The sequence below is a fragment of the Haloarcula regularis genome, assembly GCF_029338315.1.
GTDB classification, from domain to species: domain Archaea; phylum Halobacteriota; class Halobacteria; order Halobacteriales; family Haloarculaceae; genus Haloarcula; species Haloarcula regularis.
Genome location: NZ_CP119794.1, coordinates 587629 through 611355, shown reverse-complemented (window position 1 = coordinate 611355; position 23727 = coordinate 587629). Strand labels below are relative to the sequence as shown.

At 63.6% G+C, this 23727-nt stretch carries 24 protein-coding genes, 2 tRNA genes and 1 pseudogene; 14 read left to right on the top strand and 13 right to left on the bottom strand.

Annotated features, from left to right (window positions below; genetic code table 11):
- Positions 1 to 43: 43 nt before the first annotated feature.
- The 3 genes from P1N55_RS03285 to P1N55_RS03275 form a co-directional block, all read right to left on the bottom strand.
- The gene (locus P1N55_RS03285; RefSeq protein ID WP_276277566.1) at positions 44 to 733 is read right to left on the bottom strand and encodes a metal-dependent hydrolase; all 690 of its coding nucleotides are present in this window, start codon (positions 731 to 733) and stop codon (positions 44 to 46) included.
- 124 nt (positions 734 to 857) lie between these two features.
- A complete protein-coding gene (gene trxA, locus P1N55_RS03280) occupies positions 858 to 1229 on the bottom strand; it encodes a thioredoxin (protein WP_276277565.1) in 372 nt (123 codons plus the stop codon).
- Between the two features lie 70 nt (positions 1230 to 1299).
- Positions 1300 to 1734, bottom strand: coding sequence for an SRPBCC domain-containing protein (locus P1N55_RS03275; RefSeq protein ID WP_276277564.1), 435 nt, complete (start codon positions 1732 to 1734; stop codon positions 1300 to 1302).
- Positions 1735 to 1863: 129 nt separating this feature from the next.
- Here P1N55_RS03275 and P1N55_RS03270 point away from each other — a divergent pair, with 129 nt between their 5' ends.
- Positions 1864 to 2163, top strand: coding sequence for a PRC-barrel domain-containing protein (locus P1N55_RS03270; protein WP_276277563.1), 300 nt, complete (start codon positions 1864 to 1866; stop codon positions 2161 to 2163).
- On the opposite strand, the gene P1N55_RS03265 is transcribed toward P1N55_RS03270, so the two are convergent.
- Positions 2160 to 3617, bottom strand: a complete 1458-nt coding sequence (locus tag P1N55_RS03265; RefSeq protein WP_276277562.1) for a DHH family phosphoesterase — start codon at positions 3615 to 3617, stop codon at positions 2160 to 2162. The two genes, P1N55_RS03270 and P1N55_RS03265, sit on opposite strands and share 4 nt — an antisense overlap.
- Positions 3618 to 3813: 196 nt before the next feature.
- On the opposite strand from P1N55_RS03265, the gene P1N55_RS03260 reads away from it, so the two are divergent.
- Together P1N55_RS03260 and P1N55_RS03255 are read left to right on the top strand one after the other, a co-directional pair.
- Positions 3814 to 3887 (top strand) — tRNA-Lys (locus tag P1N55_RS03260).
- Between the two features lie 240 nt (positions 3888 to 4127).
- Positions 4128 to 4367: a hypothetical protein gene (locus P1N55_RS03255; protein ID WP_276277561.1), complete on the top strand. Its 240-nt coding sequence runs from the start codon at positions 4128 to 4130 to the stop codon at positions 4365 to 4367.
- Between the two features lie 18 nt (positions 4368 to 4385).
- On the opposite strand, the gene P1N55_RS03250 is transcribed toward P1N55_RS03255, so the two are convergent.
- The gene (locus tag P1N55_RS03250; RefSeq protein ID WP_276277560.1) at positions 4386 to 4820 is read right to left on the bottom strand and encodes a GNAT family N-acetyltransferase; all 435 of its coding nucleotides are present in this window, start codon (positions 4818 to 4820) and stop codon (positions 4386 to 4388) included.
- A 105-nt stretch (positions 4821 to 4925) separates the two neighbouring features.
- Here P1N55_RS03250 and P1N55_RS03245 point away from each other — a divergent pair, with 105 nt between their 5' ends.
- Positions 4926 to 5150, top strand: coding sequence for a hypothetical protein (locus P1N55_RS03245; protein ID WP_276277559.1), 225 nt, complete (start codon positions 4926 to 4928; stop codon positions 5148 to 5150).
- 25 nt (positions 5151 to 5175) lie between these two features.
- On the opposite strand, the gene guaB is transcribed toward P1N55_RS03245, so the two are convergent.
- Complete coding sequence (gene guaB / locus P1N55_RS03240) at positions 5176 to 6660, bottom strand: IMP dehydrogenase (protein WP_276277558.1); 1485 nt, start codon at positions 6658 to 6660, stop codon at positions 5176 to 5178.
- Between the two features lie 385 nt (positions 6661 to 7045).
- Between guaB and P1N55_RS03235 the strand changes: the two genes are divergently transcribed.
- From P1N55_RS03235 to P1N55_RS03225, 3 genes are all read left to right on the top strand, one after another.
- Entirely contained in the window at positions 7046 to 7933 is an 888-nt protein-coding gene (locus P1N55_RS03235) for a DUF5794 domain-containing protein (protein WP_276277557.1), read from the top strand.
- A 40-nt stretch (positions 7934 to 7973) separates the two neighbouring features.
- Positions 7974 to 8201, top strand: a complete 228-nt coding sequence (locus tag P1N55_RS03230) for a DUF5795 family protein (protein WP_276277556.1) — start codon at positions 7974 to 7976, stop codon at positions 8199 to 8201.
- Between the two features lie 54 nt (positions 8202 to 8255).
- A tRNA-Trp gene (locus P1N55_RS03225) sits at positions 8256 to 8435 on the top strand.
- A gap of 784 nt (positions 8436 to 9219) precedes the next feature.
- On the opposite strand, the gene P1N55_RS03220 is transcribed toward P1N55_RS03225, so the two are convergent.
- Positions 9220 to 9840, bottom strand: coding sequence for a helix-turn-helix domain-containing protein (locus P1N55_RS03220; protein ID WP_276277555.1), 621 nt, complete (start codon positions 9838 to 9840; stop codon positions 9220 to 9222).
- 120 nt (positions 9841 to 9960) lie between these two features.
- Here P1N55_RS03220 and P1N55_RS03215 point away from each other — a divergent pair, with 120 nt between their 5' ends.
- A complete protein-coding gene (locus P1N55_RS03215) occupies positions 9961 to 11172 on the top strand; it encodes an FAD-dependent monooxygenase (RefSeq protein WP_346429997.1) in 1212 nt (403 codons plus the stop codon).
- A gap of 781 nt (positions 11173 to 11953) precedes the next feature.
- On the opposite strand, the gene P1N55_RS03210 is transcribed toward P1N55_RS03215, so the two are convergent.
- The 3 genes from P1N55_RS03210 to P1N55_RS03195 form a co-directional block, all read right to left on the bottom strand.
- On the bottom strand, positions 11954 to 12109 hold the full coding sequence (locus P1N55_RS03210; RefSeq protein ID WP_276277553.1) for a hypothetical protein: 156 nt from the start codon (positions 12107 to 12109) through the stop codon (positions 11954 to 11956).
- A 428-nt stretch (positions 12110 to 12537) separates the two neighbouring features.
- The gene (locus tag P1N55_RS03205) at positions 12538 to 13194 is read right to left on the bottom strand and encodes a hypothetical protein (RefSeq protein WP_276277552.1); all 657 of its coding nucleotides are present in this window, start codon (positions 13192 to 13194) and stop codon (positions 12538 to 12540) included.
- A gap of 1075 nt (positions 13195 to 14269) precedes the next feature.
- A complete protein-coding gene (locus tag P1N55_RS03195) occupies positions 14270 to 16159 on the bottom strand; it encodes an NADH-quinone oxidoreductase subunit D (RefSeq protein WP_346429996.1) in 1890 nt (629 codons plus the stop codon).
- A 114-nt stretch (positions 16160 to 16273) separates the two neighbouring features.
- Here P1N55_RS03195 and P1N55_RS03190 point away from each other — a divergent pair, with 114 nt between their 5' ends.
- The 3 genes and pseudogenes from P1N55_RS03190 (at position 16274) to P1N55_RS03180 (ending at position 19238) form a co-directional block, all read left to right on the top strand.
- A complete protein-coding gene (locus P1N55_RS03190) occupies positions 16274 to 16930 on the top strand; it encodes a helix-turn-helix domain-containing protein (protein ID WP_276277551.1) in 657 nt (218 codons plus the stop codon).
- Between the two features lie 131 nt (positions 16931 to 17061).
- A pseudogene (locus P1N55_RS03185) lies at positions 17062 to 17972 on the top strand (alpha/beta fold hydrolase).
- Positions 17973 to 18776: 804 nt separating this feature from the next.
- The gene (locus tag P1N55_RS03180; protein WP_276277549.1) at positions 18777 to 19238 is read left to right on the top strand and encodes a DUF4870 domain-containing protein; all 462 of its coding nucleotides are present in this window, start codon (positions 18777 to 18779) and stop codon (positions 19236 to 19238) included.
- Between the two features lie 102 nt (positions 19239 to 19340).
- On the opposite strand, the gene P1N55_RS03175 is transcribed toward P1N55_RS03180, so the two are convergent.
- Complete coding sequence (locus P1N55_RS03175) at positions 19341 to 19598, bottom strand: hypothetical protein (RefSeq protein WP_276277548.1); 258 nt, start codon at positions 19596 to 19598, stop codon at positions 19341 to 19343.
- A 253-nt stretch (positions 19599 to 19851) separates the two neighbouring features.
- On the opposite strand from P1N55_RS03175, the gene P1N55_RS03170 reads away from it, so the two are divergent.
- The 3 genes from P1N55_RS03170 (at position 19852) to P1N55_RS03160 (ending at position 22606) form a co-directional block, all read left to right on the top strand.
- On the top strand, positions 19852 to 20583 hold the full coding sequence (locus P1N55_RS03170; protein WP_276277547.1) for a DNA methyltransferase: 732 nt from the start codon (positions 19852 to 19854) through the stop codon (positions 20581 to 20583).
- Positions 20584 to 20670: 87 nt separating this feature from the next.
- Positions 20671 to 21921: a DNA methyltransferase gene (locus P1N55_RS03165; RefSeq protein WP_276277546.1), complete on the top strand. Its 1251-nt coding sequence runs from the start codon at positions 20671 to 20673 to the stop codon at positions 21919 to 21921.
- 67 nt (positions 21922 to 21988) lie between these two features.
- Positions 21989 to 22606 (top strand): hypothetical protein, encoded by a 618-nt coding sequence (locus P1N55_RS03160; RefSeq protein WP_276277545.1) that lies wholly within the window; start codon positions 21989 to 21991, stop codon positions 22604 to 22606.
- 31 nt (positions 22607 to 22637) lie between these two features.
- Here the strand turns inward: P1N55_RS03160 and P1N55_RS03155 are convergent, their stop codons facing one another.
- Positions 22638 to 23042 carry a hypothetical protein gene (locus tag P1N55_RS03155; protein ID WP_276277544.1) on the bottom strand — a complete coding sequence of 135 codons (405 nt, stop codon included), beginning with the start codon at positions 23040 to 23042 and terminating at the stop codon, positions 22638 to 22640.
- Between the two features lie 58 nt (positions 23043 to 23100).
- Positions 23101 to 23727, bottom strand: coding sequence for a uracil-DNA glycosylase (locus P1N55_RS03150; protein ID WP_276277543.1), 627 nt, complete (start codon positions 23725 to 23727; stop codon positions 23101 to 23103).

Genomic DNA, 23727 nt, shown 5'->3' with positions numbered 1-23727 from the left:
CGGTCGGCAACCGCCCACAAGAATGACCCGGAACGGCGCTGGCTCACTCCTCGGGCAGGTCGTGGCCGACGACGAAGCGAGCGGCGGTGGCGAGCGTCCCCACAATCAGGAGGTACAGTTGCCACCCGCCACGCGCGACGGGAAACACGCGGTCGACGACTTCCGGCTGTTCCTCGGCGCCCGGATTGGGGTCGATCCCCGTGCTCATCTGGACCTCGCTGGTGTTGCCGATCGACCGGAGCGTCGGCACGCCGCCACCGCCGCCTCCACCGTCACCGCCCGACGATGGCGGACTGGTCTCGACGAACGTCTGGACGATGCCGCGCTGGGTCGACAGCTCCAGCCGTCCGCGAATCTGGTAGAACTGGTCGTGCAGCGGCCACAGCAGGTTCGCGCCGCCGCCGACGGCGTCCAGCAGGACGTGCGCGACGGCGTAGACGAAGACGCAGAACCACGCGACGCGGATCCCGTAGGCTCCCCACCGCTCCCTGACGAACGACTCCTCGCGCACGTAGAGGTCGACGGCGAGGACGGCCGCCGCGACGGCGGGAATCACCAGGTTCGTCGTCGCCGTGCGATGGCCCGCCGTCGAGAACAGCGCGATGAACGCGTCGACGTCGGGAATCGTGACCACGGCCAGCGACACTAGGAGCGACCGCCGGTCGAACGCCGCCCCGAGCAACGTCGCCGCGAGCAGTCCGACCAGCGCGTAGTGGACCACCAGCGAGGGCATACGTTGTCACTCGTCACAGACGAGATGAGTGTTGTGGTCGATCCGACCACGTCCCCTCGGTCTCGCGGACACCTCCGGCGGTATCGGTTCGTGGTAGCCCCCTGGTGCGGAGCGTCGGCCGCTATCAGTCGTACTGCTCGATCAGTTCGCGCAACGTCGACTCGTCGCGCATCCCGACCAGGCGCTCGACCTGGTCGCCGCCGTCGTAGAGTAAGAGGGTGGGGATGCCCTGGACGCCGAACTCCCGGGCCAGCGAGTGGTGTTCGTCGACGTCGACCTTCGCCACGACGACCGGTGTCTCGGCGGCGAGCGTCGCCACGACGGGCTCGAGCATCTGACAGGGGCCACACCAGTCGGCGTAGAAGTCCACGAGGACGACGGCCTGGTCGGCGACCAGCGACTCGAAGTGCGCCCTGCTCTCGACGTGGACCGGCGCGTCGACTGATCGCGGGTTCGTGACCGGGACGTCGTCTGTATTCGGGCCTGCGTCATGCATACCGGCAGAGAGGGGCAGGACGGGTTTAGCCGGTCTGTCTCTGTGCTCCCGTGGTGCACGACCGCGGGAGTTACGTCTCTATGAGTTCGAGGGCTCTGCGCCGCAGGCCCACGTTCATCTGCTCGAAGCCCCGCCGCATCCGCCGCTCGAGTCGGCTCACGACCGGGGTGGCGAACCGGCCGTCGATTTGCTCGTGCTGGGTGAACCGCGTGCCAGCGCCCTCGTCGAGCGGTTCGAGCAGGAAGACGTGCTCGGCGGCGTGGCCGAACAGCGACGTGCGCCAGCGAACCTCCCTCTCGGGGACCACCGCGAGGATGGTGGGGGAAAACGAGACGGCCGGGAGTCCGGGTATCGACAGGCGAGCTGTCACCGTCTCCCGTTCGGTCAGGTCCCCGCGTACACGGAGGAGCGTATTCCACCGCGGGTACGCCTCGACGTCGGTCAGCACCTCCCACACCGTCGCTGGCGGTGCCGGGACGTCGATGGACGCTGCTATCACGGGCATCGGGACTGGCTAGGGACCCTCGACGCAAAAGGCTCCCGTGGGTCGCGTTGCCACGCGCGTCACTGGGGGACCGCCGGGAAGTGCTAGTCGCCGAAGAAGTTTTAAGACCCGTCCGTCCGACCTCCTTCTATGGACCCGGAGAGCGTACCACAGGAGATAACGACACTCGTCGGGCGCGAGGTGTACTCGAACAACGGCGTCTTCGTCGGCGAAGTCGAGGACCTCCGCCTCGACCTGGACCGCCAGGAAGTCACCGGCCTCGCCCTGCACCAGGTCAACACCGAGCTGTTCGACCAGGAGGTCCGAACAGCACGCGGCATCATCCTCCCGTACCGGTGGGTACAGGCCGTCGGCGACGTCATCATCGTCAACGACATCGTCGAGCGCCTGCGCAACCCCGACGACGAAGAAGAGGAAGTCCCGGCCTAACTGCCGTTCCCGTTCTCGCTCGAGCTGTCGACGCCCATCGCCTGGAACAGTTTCTGCTTGACCGCCGACTCCGTCAACTCCAGCAACGTGTCGCGGTTCCCGTCGCTCGTATCGAGGCCCGTGAAGATGCCCAGGGGAATCTCGACGCTCGCGTCCGTCGAGTGCCCGGCCGTCTCGCCCATCTCGCCGAAGGCGTCGCCCAGGACCTTGCCGATGTTCATGCGGATGTCCTTCGAGCGCGCGGCCAGGTAGATGGTGTCGTCGGCGATGGCAAAGACCGCCGTCGTCGTGATGCCCTCGAGGTTGAGGAGGTGCTGGGCCGCCTGCGAGAGGGCGTCCCGGTCGCGGATGAACCCCGCGTTCGAGACGAGGTGACTGCCCTGGACCTCCCGGTTCCGGATGGCCTCGGCCAGCACGTCCAGCGTCTCGGGGCTCATCGAGGGCGACTCGACCTGTTCTAAGGTGTCGTGGTCGGCAAACGGGTAGAGATACGCCGCCGCGGTCAGGTCCGCCGGCGTCGTATCGCGTTTGAAATCGAGCGTCTCCGCGCGAATCCCGTAGAGCAGCGCCGTCGCCACCGTCTCGCTCAGGTTCAGGTCCAGTTCCTGGATGTACTTCGTGAGGATGGTCGACGTCGCCGAGACGTTCGGCCGGACGTCAGAGAACGTCGCGTCGTGGTCGTCCTCGTGCTCGTAGTGGTCGATGATGATGTCGACGTCCTCGATGCTGGGTTCGCCGCCCTTCGCGACGTCGACGAGCGCGAAGGTGTCGTACTCGCTCAGGTCCACGTCGTCCCGCGCAGCGAGTTCGATGCCCAGCAGGTTGACAAACGCGCGGTTCTCCTGGCGGCCGATCTCCCCTTCGTAGACGATGTCGGCCTCGACGTCGCGGCTCTGGGCGATGGCCCTGAGCGCCGCCGCGGACGCGATGGAGTCCGGGTCGGGCGAGCGCTGGACGAGAATCGCCATCCGCTCTTCCGTGCCGTCGATGACGTCACCCAGCTGGGTCGCCTTGTACTCGAGTTCGCCGGTCTCTAGGGCACGCAGGGCCGAGTCGGCGATGACCGCCGAGGGGTTGATGACCACGTCGGCGCCCAGGTCGGCCAGCTCGTCGGCCGAGACGGGGTCGTCCGCCCGGGCGACGATGAACTGGTCGCCGTCGGCCTCCCGGATGTTCAGGACTGCCTCGGCGTTCGCCTCGACGTCGGAGGACATGATGAGGACGACGTCGCGGTCGCTGACCGTCTCGACGATGGTCTCCTCGGCGATGTCCGCCTGCTGGGCGTTCAGGTCCTGGTCGCGCAGGGCCTCGACGCGGCCCTCGTCGGCGTCGAGGATGAGGACATCCTTGCCTTCCTCGACGAGTTCCTCCGCCACGGCGTGGCCGACGCTCCCACACCCGAGGATGGCATAGGTAGACATCGAGGCCATCGTGATGCCGCTGGCTGCACTCATTGACTGTCACGTACGTACGGACGCACTTATATTACACCGTCTCAGTCCGGAGACAGCAACCGCGACAGCGGTCGCAAATGGTGGCCCGTACCCATCCGTGAACGGAGAGACCCGGCCCGCCGTCACCGGATTCCACCGGCCGAAGCGGGTTCGAAAGGAAACGTATTTACAACCCCCTCCGTAACGATGAGTTGCTGGGCCGGTAGCTCAGTCTGGCAGAGCGACGGCCTCTTAAGCCGTCGGTCGAGGGTTCAAATCCCTTCCGGCCCGTCTTCTGCTCCGAACCTTTCGTGAGGAGCGAGGCGTCTACGAAGCATTCGAACCCTGCAGTCGCGGCGCGAGTGTCGCGAGCAACCGTCTGTCTCCGGTTCAGATCCCCTCCGGCCGGCTTCCTCGCCACGGTTCTCTCGACCGTCTACTCACCGGAGTGGCGATCGACTCCCCCGCTGGACTGCTCTCCGAGTCCTATCAGACAGAAGGTATATATCCGACCCGGGAGAGCCACCGACCATGCCGCCCCTCCTACTGTTGCAGATGCCCGGTGCCATCGAACTGCTCATCGTCTTGTTCATCTTTCTCGTCGGCCTCGCGATTCTGGTCGGCGCGAGCTACTGGGTGTACTCCGACGCGTCGAAGCGCGGCAACGACAACGCCCTCATCTGGGCTCTCGCGACCGGCTTTGGCTTCTTCCTCGGCCTGCTGCCGGGCCTTCTGGTCATCATCCTGTACGTCGCTATCGGCCGTAGCTGACCGCCGCTGGCACTGACCCTACAGGGACTTCACCATCTCGACGTGCGGGATGCCGGCCTCCTCGAACTCCTCGCTGGCCGCCTCGTAGCCCAGCCCGATGTAGAACTCCTCGACGCGGCGCTGGGCGTGGACCAGTACCGACGTCGCGCCGCGCTCGCTCGCGTCCTGTTCGGCGGCCGCCATCACACGCTCGCCCAGTCCCTCGCCACGGTAGGCGTCGAGGACCGCGACCCGTTCGACCTTCACCGTCGTCTCGTCGACGAACCGGGTCCGCGCCGTCGCGACGGGAGTGCCGTCGTCGGTGACGAGAAAGTGCCTGGCTTCGGCGTCCTTGTCGTCCATCTCGATGCGCTCGGGGACGCCCTGCTCGTCGATGAACACTGTCCGGCGGACCGCTCGGGCCCGGTCGCCCAGTTCCGCGTCGGTGCCGCTGTGGAGGACGTAGGATGACACGACCGCATTTCGCGGACCGGGACTCTGTATCTTGCGTTCGACGGCGGCCCAGGATCCGAGAACGCCCGTAACTGTCAACAGCGTTCGTGTCGCATCCCTTCGTGTATGCAACTCGACCACGTCACCGACCACGAGCACGACCTCTCGGCCGAGTACCTCTATCCGGCCGACGCCGCGGTGCTCGACGTCGCCGAGCGCGACGGCGCCCTCGTCGTCACCGTGGCCGTCCCGTGTCCGACCTGTAGCGAGACGCTCGCGCTGACAGCGTCCGTGGATGCCGTCGAGGAAGCGGACGTGTCGCTGCCCCTAAGCGAGGAGTACTACGACTGACCGACGGGGTTGAGCGATTCACCAGCTAGCTCTCGGGGCTGTAGTTGGGCGCTTCGTCCGTGATCATCACGTCGTGCGGGTGGCTCTCCTGCTGGCCGGCCGCCGAGACGCGGACGAACTCGGCCCGTTCCTTGAATTCGGGGATGGTCTCGGCACCGACGTAGCCCATGCCGGACTGCATCCCGCCGACGAGCTGGTGGAGTTCGGAGGCGAGCGAGCCCTTGTACGGCGTCGCGGCCTCGACGCCCTCGGGGACGTACTCCTCGTTCTCGTCGTCGTCCTTCAGGTAGCGCTCGCCGCCGCCCTCGTTCATCGCGCCGACGCTGCCCATCCCGCGGTACTGCTTGTACTTCTTGCCGTTCATCGTGATGACGCGGCCCGGCGCCTCGTCGGTCCCGGCGAAGTACGACCCGAGCATGACGGCGTCGGCACCGGCCGCGATGGCCTTGATCGCGTCGCCGGAGTACCGGATGCCGCCGTCGGCGATGACGGGCACGTCGTGCTGACTGGCGACGTCGGCGACCTGTGCGACGGCCGTGATCTGGGGCATGCCGGCGCCGGTGACGACGCGGGTGGTACAGATCGAGCCTGGGCCGATGCCGACCTTCACGCCGTCGGCGAAGTCCACGACGGCCTCGGCGGCCTCGCGGGTGCCGATGTTGCCGACGACGACGTCGGCCTCGACCTCGGCCTTGATCTCGCGGGCGCTGTCGATGACGTTGGCGTTGTGCGCGTGAGCGCAGTCGATAAAGAGGATGTCGACGCCGGCCTCGTCGGCCGCTTGCGCGCGGTCGACCTCGAAGGGGCCGACGGCCGCGCCACAGCGAAGACTGCCGTCGTCGGCACGTGCGGCCTCGTCGTACTCGCGGCGCTGGAGGATGCCCTGCATCGTCACCAGGCCGACGAGCCGGTTGTCGCCGTCGACGATAGGGACCCGCTCGATCTTGTGGTCGTACATCAGTTCCAGCGCCTCGCGTGGCGTGACGTCCTCGGGCGCGGTGACGACCTCGTCGGTCATCGCGTCGCTGACGGCGTCGTCCTCACCGACCTCCAGGTACGGCCGGATGTCGGTCCCGGAGATGATGCCCAGCACCTCGTCGGTCTCCTCGTCGACGACCGGGGCGCCGGAGACGCCCTCCCGCTCCATCATCTCGTCGACCGCACGGACCGTCTGTGTCGGCCGTGCGGTGACGACGTCGCGGATGATGAGCTCGTCGGCGCGCTTGACGCGCTCTATCTCGGCGACCATCTCCGGGACGTCCATGTTGCGGTGGAGGACGCCGAGGCCGCCCTGCCTGGCCATCGCGATGGCCATGTCGCCCTCGGTGACCGTGTCCATCGCGGCGGTGAGGACTGGCTTGTGGAGATTGACCGATTTGGTCACACGCGTCGTCGTATCGGCCTCGTCGGGTTCGACGCGGGACTCCTTCGGTCGAAGCAGTACGTCGTCGAAGGTCAGCGCCTCCGGAACGCGGAGTTTCTCCGAAAAGGGCTCGGAATCGTTCGCCATGTAAACCGTCCAGTATCGCCGGTGAAAAACGTTGCGAGAGCAACCGAGACTGGCGAACGGTCACACACTCACACGTAGCGTACCGTCCAGATTTCGGACCGCTGGTGGGACACACGTTCACTTGTGTACGCTTCCCGTGGAACTCTCGTGGTGTATGCGGCCGAATCTCACACAACGCTTATACTAATATCAACGTTAATTACAGATATGCACTCGACCGAACCCACCCGCGCGGGCGCTGCCCGGCCACGGACGCTCTCTCCGGAGACCGTCGCGACATTTTCGGTGGGCTTCGGGAAAGGGAACTGGCTGTCCCCCCCTATCCAGCCAGTCCAGTGCCGTAGCCGCCCGACGGGAGTTGGGGTATCCCCGACCGTAGGACTCGATGAGTAGCTCCAGACACCCGGTCGCACTCGACGTCGAGCGGCAGGTCGGCCGCGGCGGCCGACTCCTCGCCACCGTCATGTGCCTCCCACTGGTCGACGGCATCTTCCCGGCGCTCGTCCTCGCGGGCGCGCTCTCGACGGCTACCGGCATGCTCGAGGTGGGCCTGCTCGTCTTCGGGGGGTCCGCGATGGTCGCCGTCGTCCTCGCGGAACTCGACGGCACGCCCCGCGAGCAAGCGAGAGTCGTGCTCCTCATCGGCGCCGTGTTGCTCCCGCTCGCCGTCCTCGAGGCCGCCCTGGCCCCGACGCTCGCCGCCGTCGTCGACCTCGCGACGTTCGAGCGGTTCGCCGGCATCGTCATCCTGGCCGTCGCGGCCCAGACCGCGAGCGCCCGCGTCGGCGAGTACCTGCCTCGGCCGGCCATCATCGTTGGTCTCGGGCTGCTCGCGAGTGTCGATCCGGCGGGCGCGCGACTCGTGGTCGATGCCAACACCGAGCTGATGGCTCGCGCGGCCGCCACCGCCGGTATCGGCGTCGGGTTCGCGCTGGCCGTCGCGCTCGCGAGTCCGTGGCTCCGCAACGCCGTCGACATCGACCGGTTCCGCTTCGGGAGCGCCGTCGCCCTGGGTGTCCTGGCACTGTCAGTGCTCGGCGTGATGCCGACGGCCGCGCCCGTCGCCCTGGCGGTGCTCGCCGTGACTGCGCTGCTCTCGTTCGACCCACAGGAGGCCCGCGAGCGCCACACGGAGTACCGCCCGGACCACGTCGACCTCACCGCCGCCTTCGCCGACGGCGGCGCCTCCCAGGGCGTCGCCGGCAGCGAGCGGACCGACCACGGCGCCGCGGTCGACTACGACCCCGACGAGGAACGCGCGCCCTGGCTCTGAGAACGGGAACTTTTAGGCCCGTCTGGCACCGGTGTCCGGTATGGCCGATAACCGCGTCGTGCAGGGACGGATGCAGACCCCCCAGAGCCTCGCCGAGCTCATCGAGGGCGAGAGCGTGATGGACGCCGAGCCGATCGAAGACGCCGACCGGGACTGCCCCGAGTGCGGCGAGAACGTCATCTCGGTCGGGTACATGCCCTCTGCCCTCGAATTCGTCACCGGCTACAAGTGCCAGGAGTGCGACTGGTCTGCCACCGACCGCGAGTGACCGCCGTCTGCCAACCGAAATCCCTTTAATGCAACTCGGGTAAGGCAGGAGTGCGGGGTCGTGGCCTAGTCCGGGAAGGCGGCTGACTCCAGAGGCCACGTGCCTGGGACGAGACTCTAGGGCTGATATACTGAGCGGCCGGCTGATCACCGGTTCGCGACGATGACCCTCTGGAGTTCCGAGGCACAGGACGGAGATATCAGCCGATCGGGGGTTCAAATCCCTCCGACCCCATTCAGTATAAAAGTACAGCGGTGCATTTTGCCGCTACTTTGGTGGTGGTTCTCAGTGAGTCGGGTCTCCGACTCGCCGGAGAGCCTCCCGCTCATCTGTGAGTTCTGTGGAACGGGCATCGAAGATCCAAAGCAGCGCTACCCCGCGCTCGACAATGAGGGGTGTCGGCCGTGAGCCCGCAGTGCGATAACTGCGGCGCGCAGGTCTCCGCCATCGCAATGGACGTGAAACGAACGAAATACGTCTGCTGAATACTGGAAACGTCTTTGGGCTTCAGCTACCGCGTTCTTACCCGTCCTGTAAAATGAATAATCGAATGGTGAGCTGCCTGTTTGATCGATTGCGAACGTGTTCTACACAGTCAGCTGAGTGTGCTGATAAGAACGCCTACAATCAGTAGCACCCCGACAAAAGAGAGTCCACCACCCAGTATCCTATTGTACGTTCGTCCGGCAGGGCTCAATTGTCGAGGGGATCTGCAGAGGGGACTCATTCGGCAAGTGAAGTCGATTACAGCCTGTGGTTTGAATACCGAGGGAAGTCCAGCAGCCACTGCGATGAATCCGACTATCAGGGCATCCAGATTCACTGACTTCGTGTATGTAATGGCTTTGTAAATTCTTTCGGGAAGTTTCTGTGGCACGCGATCAGTCCGTTAGCGATTGTAATGGTTCGGCTGGCACGCACTAAGTATCCAGCACAACCGTCGAAATCTATCATCGGCTGTGGATTTCGACGAGTCCTGAATTGCAGTTACAAGGCGTGGGTAACTGTCCGAGGGGACTCACCTGATGATCGTCTCGAAGACGCGCTGCTCTATCTTTCGAAGATGATCACCGACGGTCGACGGTGCCAACCCAACCGCATCAGCGACGTCTTCGTGAGTGGCCTCACGCGGTGCCTTGTAATAGCCGACATCGATGGCAGCCGTCAGTACCTCCTGCTGTCGGGCCGTCAGCACTCGCATGAACCGAGCAGTGGCAGGGTTGTACTCACCCGTCTCCTCAATCTCGAACGTGAACGATTCGGTCGACATCGACTGCTGATACAGCTCCCTGAATGACGCCTGATCGCCTAACAGGGTTACACGCTGGGAGCCATCGGCCAGAAACGGGATCGGCGTCTCGACGACGACATCTGCCTCCTGTTGCCATTCGAGTACCTGGCGGACGACTTCGTTCGGATCGAATCTGCTGACCGCCATCCAGCGGTCGTCCCCTGAGAGCATGTACTCGTGGACGAAAGAAGATGACGACATAATCTCCTCGTAGCGCTCTCGATCTCCGCTCCCCTCAGCGAGCGTTAGGACCGTGCCGTCATCGAGGAGTTCCACATGGTGGATCGCATCCCGCTGAACCGACGGTTCATCGGTGAGACGCTTCCCGAGCGGGTGGAACCCCGCCACTTCGGTGGGCGCTAAGCGGACTGTCAAATACCGCATATCAGAACCCATCGCAGCGATTGCCTTAAAATAGCGCGGATGACCCACAGAACCCCGTTCCGATTAACACCCGTACCTGGATATATGACGATGGAACAGTCACCCCCGCCGCACGACCAGACGACCCGGGACTTCGAAGCGAACGCGGATATCGCCATCGTAGGTGGTGGCATCTGCGGACTCACCACGGCGGTTGCGCTCGAACAACGGGGCATCTCGCCGACCTTGTACGAGGCCGCTGCCGAGTATAGACCCGTCGGCGCTGGCATCCTGCTCCAGACGAACGCCATGCTCGTCTTCGACCGCCTCGGCATCGCCACTTCGATCCGTGATGCCGGTGTCCCGCTCCAGAACGGTGGTCTACGGTCACTGGACGGCGAGTTCATGACGCGATTCGATTTAGACGGCGTCGAACGCAATGAGTTTGGCTACGGATCCGTCGCCATCCACCGTGCCGACCTCCAGCGCATTCTTCTCAGGAAGTTGAACACCGACGTACAGACCGGAATGGACTGCGTGGATGTCGTCACTACTGACCCGCCGAAAGCCCACTTCGAGGACGGCACGACGATCGAGCCGGACATCCTCGTCGGTGCGGACGGCATCCACTCGACTGTTCGTGAGGCGGTCGCCCCGGGAGTCGATCCGCGCCCCCTCGGGGCCGTCGCGTACCGTGCCCTCGTGACGCTTGAGCTTTCTGAACTGTACCGGACACAGGGATTCGAGGTATGGGGCACTGGCACGTACACCGGCGGTGCCCCCATCGATACGGATCGATTCTACTGGTTTGCGACCGCACCCGAACCGCTCACTGACGGCCAGGCAGACCCTGAAATACGTGAGGCTGCACTGCGTGACTACCTCGCCGAGTATCCCGAACCGATCCCGTCGATACTGGACGGGCTCGACCCCGCCGACCTCATCATCACCGAACTTACCGACCTCCCGGCGCTCGACTCCTGGTCCCGTGGCCGCGTTGTACTCGCCGGCGACGCCGCCCACGCAATGCTTCCGTTTGCCGGACAGGGCGCGGCACAGGCCATCGAAGATGGATTGACACTCGCGGACGCCATCGCCTCCCACGACGGTCACGAGGCTGCGTTCGCAGCGTACGAACGCGAGCGCAAACCGCGTGCGAACCGTGTCCGCCACGAATCTCACCGACTCGGCCGCTTGGGGACGATGCAGTCCAGTCTCGGCTGTCGACTCCGCAATTGCGTTTTCAAGGCCGTTCCTGACGCGGTGATTCGCCGGCTGCGACGCCGCCAGGTCGCCAACACTTCTCTCCCCCCCTGAGAATACGGCCGAGGAGAGTGACGCCACGCGTGACACCGCGATCTCACGGCGAATCTAGAACATGCAGTCGGCAGGACGATGCACGACGCTATCGTTCTGACGGCCACCCCCTGACCTCATCGAAGACCCTGGCGTCGAATCGTACCCGGAAACCACCCCTCATGCGTCGTTCCCACGGCTGATTAATCACGTGCGCTGAAACCGGATCCCGAGCGAACGAGATCGAGACGCAGAACGCCTCCGAGTGCCCGGTCATCAAGACTATCGATAAAGTCTAGTTCGATAACTCGGTTACATAGTCACGCCGTCCATGTCGTTTCCCCGCCCCGCGCGTCGTAGTGTTTCTCAAGGACATCAACGCTAACATCACAGCGCTCGTCGAGAGCATTCTTCGGCCAACCATGCTTCAGGTGGTCGGTGATAGCCCCACGTCGCCGACCACGTCGACGGTCGCCGCTGGCTCCGGCGCTCGGACGACCCGGTCGTGGTCCGGTCGATGCCTGGGCGCACGGTGTGTCGCTTCGCGGGCACGCTATCGATGGTGACGACGTCCGCGATCACGCGCACACGCACCGTGCTCGTCCGAGGAACGCCAGCCTCGTGACTGCCTGGACGCTTCGGCCCTGCCCGCGCAGGTCCGGTATGCGGTGTGTCTCAGCCGGGAGTGAATCGCCGAGTAGTGACCGACTCGCTCGTGTGGGAGCGACCGACGTCGAGTTGCTGGTCATCGGTGCCGTCGACCCGCTGGCGTCGGCCGGCGAGGGTGAGTGGGCTGTGTGCGTTATTGACCGCTCGGCGGGTCGTGGTCATCTGACAGAAAGATGCTCTGGCGGTTCGGGTCGAAATAGACCTCTAACGCCCGGAGCGTGCCAGCGTAGGCAGCGCCCATTACGAAAACGAACCCAAGCAGGGCCGGGAGGAGGTATTGGAGGACCATCGTTTGTGTGGTGTCACGAGCGGTCGATAAACAAATACCGGTCAGTGAGTCCGACCGCTAACCGGTCAGAGGGGACGTGCCAAATGCCGCCGAGGTGACTGACACGTCGCTGTCGACCGTGTACCGCGTGCTGCAACGGATGGGTGGTGTCTCCGAATCGACCAACGGCCACGTCCAGTTCGTGAGTAAACGCCTCGCAAAGAAGTCCTGGGCATCATCCAGTCCGTCGAGCACGCCATCGAATCTGCCGCCGACCGCGCCGCTGGACTGGTGCGCATGGACCTTCGGCAGTCGACCAGCAGTGCGTTCGACAAGTGGATCGCGACGTACGGCGCCGATATCGACTGACCAGCGCACGATCGTGATGTTCGACTCTCTTCGACGTCGCTAGACCAATCGGTCACTGACTGTGCGTTGTCAACTCCGAGTCAGGAATAGATCTCCTCTCCGATAAACGTCCGGTGACCATCAAAAGCCGCATCGAGGTTCCGTCGATGTTTCGTCCATCCCCAAGTGCCATCAGAATACTGCTCGGCGAAACCGGAGTCGACCAAATTCTGTATGCCACCGACCCAGTCACTATACTCTGTATCCATTGGGTAAAACATGATGTCTTTCCAAGCGTAATTTCGGGAAATGCGGCCATGGTCGACGGGATTGGCCTGATAAAACTTCGCGAGCCCGTCCCGAACACCAGACTCACTCAGCCCTTTCTCTTCGGGGAATCCCACCTCTAGCAATGCGTGAATCCGATCGTACTGTGGACTTTCGACGTTCACGATCCGCCACGGATATCCGTAACTGGAAAAAATCGAGGCCGCTAGAATGCACTGGTCACCACATCTACCACCGTGTTCCCACGTTGTTCTCGGTCTCCGGTACCCGTCGTGTTGATCGTAGTAACTGACCTGTGTTCGGAGATAGTTGTGAACTGCGGCTGCAAAATAGGCCCAATGCTCTTCTCGATTGGAATAGTCCATATTGTACTGATCCATGATATACTCCCCGATGTCATCTAGGTCTTCTTCGATATATTCGATATACCCCCGAAGATCCTCAGTGGTCCATTCAGTGCTGTTAGACATTACGATGCAGATGAGTTTACCAGGGGCAAATATATTTCCCCACGATAACTAACCTGAATTTTGCACGACGGTACTGAGAAGATCCGGTAAGGTCGACATCTGCCCCGGGACGTGTGTTCTCCTGTATCGACCGACGCTGTACGTACTGACGGGCGGTAATTCGTGGTGCATTCGCGCGATACGGCACAGCCATCCGGCGGTGCATCCACGTGAGTGTGCTGCGTACGAGTCCCCGGCCCGAGCCGCGGCGACTCAGTTCACGCCTTCGATAACTCCGCCCCCGCTTTGAATTTCACTTCGCTCGACGCCCCACCTGCGTTCACAAGATGCAAAACGGGCGCGTCGAGTGTGAGGTGTGTCACGACGTGGTCACCGCCGGTCACTCATTTCCGGCCCGGCTTCTTTCGAACGAACGAGTCATAGCCCTGCTTATCTCCCGCCGAGAGTACACCGTTCTCCACTAGCGCACCGACTGGCCCTGCGTCGAGTCGTGCTCCTCGTCGCTTCCGAGCGATGATTCGCCGCCGAGTGTCCCCGGTCGAGATCGCTCGCTCCACTTCGGCTCCGGGTCAAAGACCGGACCGTCACCGACGTCCCCGGCTCCAGACCAGTGATTTCGACGGGGATTTGTTCGTCTCTCAGCCCGTCCGCCGGCATCTCGATGGATGGGGTTCGGGAGACGAGTTGCACCCTGCGAGGGCTATCGAACCGGTACTCCCGACGAGTCGGAGGAAACGACGGCGGCGCAGAACCATACTGAGGTCCCGGACAGACGTCGAGCTGATCGTGGTTCCAGCAGGGCCGAGCTCCCGGTTACCCGTCCAGCCGCCCCAGTGTTGTTCAGTCCCCCGGGTCGAGACAGCCCGGCGTCGTAGCGAGGGGGGCGTCTCTCATCGCCTGATGCGGCTTCCGTTTTCCGAGATGTGTCTGGGTCATGAGCCTGTCGCGGCATCGGTGTTCGCTCGGCAAACCAGGCGCAGGACGGCCAGTACGATAGCACCTCCAGGAGGGAGAGTCACGTATTCGAGCTCTTACTTGATCTCTGCGTCTTCTGCTGCAAGCTCGCAGAACTGTCTCAGAAAGTCTTGCGGGTGGTTTGCCCGGCGTCGGCCGCCACGAGCATCGCTTCGAGTCCGTCGCGGTTCTGGTGGCAGCACGCACGGTGACAGGGTTTACAGAGGTACTCGAACTGCTTTTCCTCGCGGTCCCAGCGGTCACCGTGTTTGTCGTACTCACGTGCGTCATCGCGGTCGAGCGTCTCGCCGCAGGCGATGCACGTCACTTGGTGGGCGGAGTCGTCGCCCCACAGCGTCGAGGGTGTCATCGTCACCGATCCACCTCCCATGATGGTGTCGAGGCTCCCGAGGGTCGCGACCAGATCGGGAACGTACTCACCCGCTCCCATCGCCGGCAGTGCTGACAGATTCGAGAACGACGGCCCACGGATCTTGAACCGGGCGGGGGTGTCGGTGCCGTCGGCACGGATGTAGATCCCGAGTTCACCTTTGGCACCCTCGACGGCCCTGTAGCACTCGCCAGCGGGCCGTAGCGTCCGCGGAACGTTGGCCTGGCAGATGCGCTCCTCGTTTGGCCAGTCTTCGAGAAGATCCACGCACTGCTCTACGATGGCTGCCGATTCCTCGATCTCCCGCAGGCGGACGAGGACGCGCGCGAAGTTGTCGCACCCGTCCTCGGTGACGACGTCCCAGTCGAGGTGTTCGTAGTAGCCGTAAGGGTCGTCCCGCCGGAGGTCGTAGTCGATGCCGGAGCCGCGAGCGACCGGCCCCGTACAGCCGTATTGCTTTGCGACCTCGGGCGGCAGTTCACCAGTGTCAACACAGCGAACCTGGAACACTTCGTTGCTCGTCAGCAGCTTGTGATACTCCGCCAGCTTCTGTGGAAGGGTATCTGTGAAGGCACGCACGTTCTCGAAGAATTCCGCTCGGGGTTCGGGAATGTCCCAGGCGACGCCGCCGACCCGGAAGTAGTTAAACATCATCCGCTGGCCGGTCAGGTCCTCCAGGAGGTCCTGGACGACTTCCCGGTCCCGGAAGCCGTACATGAAGGTCGCGGTGAACTCGCCGCTGACGTCGAGGGCGTACATCGCAGTGGCCAAGAGATGCGAGAGGATGCGCGACAGCTCGGCGCTCATCGTCCGGATGACCTGGGCGTATTCGGGGACGTCGATATCGGCGAGATCCTCGATGACGCGGGCGTAGGCCCACTCGTTGAGCAGGCCCGCGCCACCCCAATCCCAGCGATCGGGATAGGGCATGATCTGGTGGCGGTAGGTTCCTCGCTGGCACATCTGTTCCTCGCATCGGTGGATGTAGCCGATATCCGGCTCGACGTCAGCTACCTGCTCGCCGTCGAGGACCGCCTCCAGGTGGAGCACGCCGTGGGTCGACGGATGGTGGGGACCGATATTGAGAAACATCGTCTCACCCTGCCGACTGTCATCTTGGAGGGGGTTGGCGCGCTCGCGCAGCGGCACGATCTGTGGCTGGTTCTGGTCGTCGTCTTTGCGGAGTGGGTGACCCTGCCACGTCTCCGGAAGCAGAATGCGCCGGAGGTCCGGATGACCCTGGTACTCGATTCCCACGAGGTCGTAGGCCTCCCGCTCGTGCCACTCGGCCGTCCGGTAGACCGGTGTGGCCGACTCGCTGACGGGGTCGTCTTTGGTCGTGGGGACGACGACCGACAGCTCGCGCCTCCGGTCGTCGTAGCTGGTGAGGTGATAGACCGTCTCGAAGCGATCGTCGTACTCCTGGGCAGTCACACACGAGCAGTGATCGAGCCCTGTCTCGGAGCGAAGTGTCGAAAGGACCTGCTGGACTCGGTCAGCCCGAATCACGAGTACGGGAGCGTTCTTGTGTGCATCACGGCTGCGGATTGCGTCGTTTGGGAGGGCTGTGACCGCCTCGTCGACGAACTGGCCGGCGGTCGAGCGGTGGTGCCGTTGCATCGTCCACAGAGTATCGGTTTCCGGTGTAGCTCAGTAGGCACGCTGCCTCATCCGTGGTGGAGTTTAAGTGCCGCTAAGCCGTGGTTGTTTAACTTCCGCGCTCCTGGTGCTCGTATGCGATATCTCACAGTGATCGTCAAACCAGATGGAGGAGGGGGGTTCCATCCACTCGGGGAGGAACTGTCAGACGACCCCTCTATCAATCGGAGGGCTATTCATCACATCGAACTGCTTGATGATGAGACGGTACTCCTCTTTGCCGAGGCGAGCGGCAGTAAGGAACGGTACGACCAGATCATGGAGGACTCCCCTCACGTCATCAGTTATCTCACGGCTGGAGACGAACGGTGGATGGCTGTGAGTCACTTAGAGCCGACAGAAGGGGTTCGCCGATCCCTCGAACTACAGCGGGAATCGCTTCTGGTAATCGAGACACCGATTCACTTCACGTCCGAAGACCATCTCAAGGTCACCTACCTGGGGACCGACGAAACATTCAGCAAACTGTACGAATATGCCGATGACATGGACCAGCTTACGTTTGATATTCTCAAGATGGGTGATTATACCGCCGACGGATCATCGTTCGACCGGCTGATCACATCGAGACAGGAGGAGGTGCTCGAGGCAGCAGTCGATCTGGGTTACTATCGTGATCCTCGCCAGGCGTCGCTCGAAGACATCGGCGATGCCATCGGTATTGCTCCCGGAACGGTCGGTGAGCACCTCCGGAAAGCCGAAGAGCGTGTGTTCACCGAACTCGTTCACTGACTCCTGCTCTTGGTCACCGGTTGTGCCGACGAAGTGAATATTCCCGACGTGGTGGGCCTCGAGCGCATAAAACGAGCCACATCGGTGTGGCAGTTCTCGTATTCGGTTCCGTCTCGTCTCTCTACCACGTGATGTCAGTCACGAAACCACCAACGACCGGCGGTACGGTCTCACACACGGATGCATCGTTACTCACCGAGTGCGATGTCGAATCCACCTATCGAGAGGTCAACGACGTGCAATTACACGTCGTCGCCGCCGGCGACCCCGACGCGCCACTGGTCGTCCTCCTGCACGGGCATCCTGATTTCTGGTACGGCTGGCGCGATCAGATCCGTTCGTTGGTCGAGGCTGGTTTCCGCGTGGTCGTCCCCGACCAGCGGGGCTGTAATCTGAGCGAAGCACCCGACGGGATCGATGCCTATCGACAGTCGGAACTGGTAGCTGACGTGCGAGAATTGATCCACAGCGAAGGACGTGAGTCGGCACACGTCGTCGGGCACGACTTCGGAGGATTCGTCGCCTGGAACCTGGCACTCCGTCACCCCTCCACTGTCGATCGAATCGGGATCTGCAACGTTCCACATCCGAGGGTGTATCGGGAGACGCTCCGATCCAGCCCCCAGCAGATCGTGCGGAGCTGGTACGTCTGGTTCTATCAGGTACCGAAACTCCCCGAATGGATGTTGGCTCGGAACGGGATGGCTAATATGGTTGATTCGCTCGAAATAACGTCCAACCCAGGAACGTTCGACGAAGACACGATCTCCTGCTACAAGGCCGCGTGGCGCCACACTGGAATCACACCGAGGATACACTGGTATCGTGGATTCCGTCGTTCTGACCACCCACCACGCGATACCGTTCCCCAGCCGACGCTGATCTGTTGGGGAGAAGACGACGTCGCACTCCTGTCCTCGATGGCCGAAAGAGCGTCGACTACTGCAAAGACGGGCAGCTACGGCTGTTCCCTGGCGCATCTCATTGGGTACAGCATGAGCGTGACGAAGTCACCGAAGCGCTACGCCGCCACATCACGTAACCACGGGACGCGAATCACCCGTGCCGGGGAAACCACACTGTGATTCTTCGACGAGAGCAACGATCGCCCTGTTGGCCCTCTCCGTCCGAGCTGCACACGGAGGGGCGAACGATACCGCTGTGGGTAAACTTTCTACGATCGACGAACAAGCAGGAATGCTCGAAAACACGCAACAGGACAGCTACGGTCCCGATACGTGTTTCGTCGGGGCACAAGATACAGGCCGCCGTGGGCTGTTGTGTCCGTATGGAACAGTCCCGCCCTGACAGCGATACGGAAGAAGACGACGAACAGAGAATCAACGAACGGCTGGATCGCATCGTCGATTTCCTTGCCACGTACCTCCCGTGAACCGCTCTGCAATTCGGCGACGGTGGGTCGGATAGTCGACTCTACTGCTGTTCGTCGCCGCCTCTCGACGCCTCACCCGGCGTCTGCCGCTGGCGTTGAGATGAACCCAATCGTTTCGATGGATTCGAAGACCTTGTAACCCAGACGTTCCCCGACTCATCCAGAACCACACTCGAACGTGTAACCCGGCGGGGTGCGCCCAACGGGTGAGACTGCTCGGTGCGCTCTTCCGACGGGTGTTCAGCGACAGCGAGGCAAAAGCGGAACTGGAGTGACCCGTGGCGGAGGCCGCCACCGCCAGTCACGGGACATCGAGACGACCCGAAGCAGTACGACGGTGTACTGACTCTCACTCGCTCGAACTGATTGTGACTCGGCCGTCGCCGGGCCCAGTCCACGGAACCGGTGCCCTGACACCCCACGTATTTTGTACCTGTCGGGTGACGAACGAGTATGGTCTCCGAACGAGACGACGACCCGGACCTGTCCGATCCCTCCAGTGACGACACCGACGACGGCGAGACGGTATCGGCGGACGCCACTGCCACGCCGGACACGGCGTCCGAGACGCGCGTCGTGACCGACGACGAGCAGACGTGGGCGGTCATCCTCCATGCGTCCGCGTTCACCGGTCTGATGGTCCCCTTCGGGAACGTGCTCGGACCGTTGCTGGTGTGGCTTATAAAGAAAGACGAGAGCGCGTTCATCGACGAGAGCGGGAAGGCGGCGCTGAACTTCCAGCTCACCTGGACGATGCTGATGCTCGTCGCGCTGTTGACGTTGCTCGTGGGCATCGGGTTCCTGCTCGTTCCCGTCGTGGCCGTCGCCTGGATCGTCATCGTCGTGCTGGCGACGGTGCGGGCCAGCGACCGGGAGGTCTACGACTATCCGCTGACCGTCGATCTCATCGACTGAGCGGGCCTGGGTACCGTCGGCCGGATGCGTCTCGGTTTTTGCCACGGAGCGTACTCCGCCTTCCAGCTCGGCCTTTCGAATGGTGGCTTCTGGGCCAGCATCTCACGGCGTGAGACGGTGCCACCAGAAGGTCTGCCAGGTCAGCAGGTTCTCGCTCCAGCGGTCCCAGACTGTCGCCGGGGACCACGGCGAGCGGGCCGGGCCGCGGGAGGAAACGGCAGTGTGACAGTCGGGGCACTTGAGCGTCCGCGTGCCGCGGCGGGTGACGACGCGCCAGTCACCCTCGTAGTGGCTCTGGTGTCCACAGGTCGGACAGAAGAACGTCCCCTTCGTCGGGGCCGGTCGGTCGGTGGATGTCATCGCTCGCGTTCCCGTCGGGGGGCGCTACCTAAAGGATCTGTCTAGGATGGGTCTATAGGGATAGGGAGACCTTTGTTTCATAATATCGTCCGCAGACTGCCCCGATGATAGCCTGCCATCCCATGCAATACACGGGTGGTGAACCGGCGTTCAGGGACGGGCCACTGCACACGACAGCGGCCAGCCGGGTACGGTCCGGCAGTCGGCCGGACCTTCAGAATTCATTTATACGGCGATAGTGTGAGTCCCGCCAATGACCGAGTCTTCCGTCGCCGACCGTGTCGAGTATACGCTCACCGATATGACCGAGTGGGACGGGGTCGACGCGGACCTCGCGATAACCGACCCACCCTTCGGCCTGGAGTTCGACGGGAAGGCGAGCAACTACAACCGCGACACGTCGCGTGTCGTCGACGGCTACGTCGAGTGGGAGACCGAAGAGTACAGCGCGAAGATCGACACCCTGCTGGACGTCCTCGCGCGCAACACCCACGACGAGGGGCAGGCCATCGTCTTCTCCGGGAAGGACAACAGCCACGTCGTCCACCAGGCCGTCCTCGGCCACGACGAGTGGCGGCTCGAGGGCAAACTCTACTGGGCATACAACTTCGCGCCCTACTGCAAGCTCCGGCCGGCGCACAACGTCTACGAGCTGTTCTGGATGGTCAAGGACGACGACTGGTACTACTCCAACGAGTGTTCCTACGATCACTGTCAGGAGGGCGAGGCCAACCTCTCGGTGCTCGACGTCAAGCGCAACTACCTCCGCGAGATGCCCAAGTATCCGACGCGACTGCCGCCGAAGGTGGTCGATATCCTCCTCGACCACTTCTCGGAGCCGGGCGATACGGTGTTCGACCCGCTTGCCGGGGCCGGCGTCGTCGGTATCGCGGCCGCCCAGCAGGACCGCGAGGCGGTGCTGGGCGACCTGAACGAGAACGCGAAAGACGTCTTCGCCGAGACGATGACAGCGCTGACCGACTAGGTGAGCGACGACGGACCGGCAGCCAGCGTGAGACCGACGAGTTACGTATCGCCGGGTTCAATAGCCGAACCGTCACAGGAGTGTCCAATGGGAAGCCTCGACGACATCCGTCCCGAGTGGCGGACGCTCAAGCGCAAGTGGGAGCACAGCTTCCACCCGATGTGTTCGTACATGGGGATGTTCCCCGCGTCGCTCCCGCACTACTTCATCCAGAAGCTGACCGACGAGGGCGACGTCGTGCTGGACCCGTTCTCGGGCCGCGGGACGACGGCGCTCCAGGCCTGCGTCGACGACCGGGTCGGTATCGGGAACGACCTCAACCCGATGGCGTACGTGCTGACGCGGGCGAAGGTCGACCCGCCCTCAGCTGCTGCGGTGCACGACCGCCTCGAGGAGCTGCGCCTGGCCTACGAGGCGCCCGCAATCGACCACGTCCCCGAGAAGGTCCGGATGCTCTATCACGACCATACGCTGGCTCAGCTCGTCTACCTCAAGCAGACGTTCGACCTCGGGACCGAGGGCATCCCCGAGGACCTGCGCTCGCTCTCGCAGGTCGACACGTTCGTCACGGCGCTCCTGCTTGGCATCATGCACGGCCAGAGCGGGCAGTACCTCTCGGTCTCGATGCCCAACACGTTCTCGATGTCGGAGGGGTACGTCAGCGACTACATCGAGGAGAAGGGGCTCGAACCGCCCCGGCGGGACGTCTTCGACAAACTCCAGCAACGCCTACGCACCATCTACAGCGACGGCGCCCCGGCCAGGAGCGGCCACGCGATCTTCGGGGACGCCCGGGACCTGCCCGAGACGCTCGCGGACCTCGACGACGTCGACGGTGTGGACCTCATCTTCACGTCGCCGCCCTATCTGAAGGTCCTCAAGTACGGTCTCTACAACTGGATTCGCCTGTGGTTCGTCGACGAGGAACCCGACGTCGTCGACGAGCGCCTCGACGACGAGCTCGACCTCGAAGCCTATCTCGAGTTCATGACCGAGACGTTCGCCGTGGCCGACGCGGTGCTCGACGACGACAGCGGCGTCGCCGCGTTCGTCATCGGCGACGTCGACCAGGGCGACGAGACCATCAACCTCGCCCGGGAGGTCGCAGACGAGGTCGTCGCCCCCATGGACGGGTTCGAGGTCGGCCGCATCGTCGAGGACAGGGTGCCGGACAACGAGAAGGTCTCACGCATCTGGGGGGAGACCAAGGGCGAGGCCACCGAGATAGACCGCATCCTCATCGCACATCGCGGCGACGTCCACGTCGAGGACGACCCGGACGGCCTGAAGACGAAGGTCCTCCCGGGGCGCCAGCAGACGCTGAGCTCGTTCGACTGAGCGCCGAGCGGCGACGCGACGTGGTCGCTCTGTCCGGTCGGTACCCGAGGCGACCTTGTGATCAAGATTGAGAGTCACACTCGAGGATTTATATCCATCTACTCGAAGGTGGACACATCATGGATGCAAGTTCGTACGCTATGGAACTCCAGAACGTCATCGACGCCGAACGGTACGCCCGCCTCATCGTCTCGCTCGGGTCACACTCAACCGCGCCCAGGACCGCTTCGACAAGTCCGACTTCATCGAACAGGGGGTCGCCGAGTTCTCCGACGGCCGCCTCCGGTGGGTCGACGAACAGGGCCGTGACTTCCGGGACGCCGAGTACGGGTTCGACATCGAGTTCAAGTACGAGTCGGACCTGATGTACACCGCGGCGCGAAAGAATCCCTCGAGCAGCATCAAGCCCAAGATAAAGAACAGCCTCGGGCAGAACAAGGGGACGGACATTCCGGACATGGCCGAGTTCTACCTGCTGGGCCAGCAGGACGCGCTGGCGCTCGTCTCGGCCGACACGCTCGAGGAGTACCTCGTCAGCGTCCCCGACGGCATCGAGGCCCACCTCGACTTCGACGCCCTCTCCTTTATCTTCCGGCCCGAGGACGTCGGCGACGTCGACCCGGTCGAGATAAACTACAAGACGCGCAAGATGGAGATGCAGCGGGAGATTCTCAAGTCGATCTGAGGGTCGCTCGACCCGGCGACGGCCGCGCGCCTCAGGCCGAATCGCCCGGGTCGAACACCGTCTCGAGGTACGACGAGAGCATCCCGCTCAGGTCCGGGGTCGCGGACGCGTCGACGGAGAAGCCGACGACGCGCTTGTCGTCGCCGACGAGGTGTATGACCAGCACCTCGTCGAACAGGAACGTCGCTGCGTGGAGCCGCGTCATCTCTTCGTCGGGTTCGACCGGCACCGAACCGACGCGCTCGGACTGGTAGAGTTCCTCGACACGGACGAGCCGCCCGTGGGCGACGGTCTCGTCGATGTCGTCCCTGAGGTAGTAGACGTCGTTCTTCGACGGGGCGTACTCGACGCAGCTGCGCAACCCGTCGCCGAAATCCGCCCGGAGGTCCTCGAGTAGCCGCGATATCTCCGGCGGGCAATCGGCGGCGGGGACCATGACTCCGCATAGGGTCCACGAATTTAAATAGTTTGACACGTGGGCGGCGTCGCTGTCCCTACCGGCCCCGCCGCCCCTTCGTCTGTCGGTAGTCGCGGCCGAGCGTCTCGCTGAAGTGCTCGAGGAACGCGGTCCGCTGCGCGTCGGTCTGGTCGGCCGGGTGGACCATCGGGACGATCTCGAACCCGCGGCCGCGGATGGTCGTCGCGTGCCGTTCGGTCACGTCTAGGTCGGCCGCGTTCTCGGTCGTGTACTCGAAGGCCAGCTCCTCGAGCGCCCGCTGGCCGACCGGGACCAGTATCTCGGGGTTTATCATCCGTATCTCGCTGTTGAGGTACGGCTCGCAGTTGAGCATCTCCTCCTCGGTCGCCTCGCGGTCGGGGTGGCGACACCGCGTGACGTACGTGAGGAAGGCGTTGGGCAGTTCCGGTTCGTCGGCGTCGGGGTCCTCGCACATGTCGACGGCGGCCAGGATGTCCAGCAGTTCCCGCTCGGTCGCGCCAGTGAAGGGGATCCCCGACGCGTCGGCCCCCTCACTCGGCGACGGGCCCAGGAACAGGAACTCCGCGCCGACGTCGCCGTAGCCGTGGACGACGTTCTCGCGGGTCGCACAGAGCGCCTCGCAGTTCCGGCACTCGGCGTCCATCCCGAAGGGATTCGACATCGACTCCTGGTTCGCGTCCAT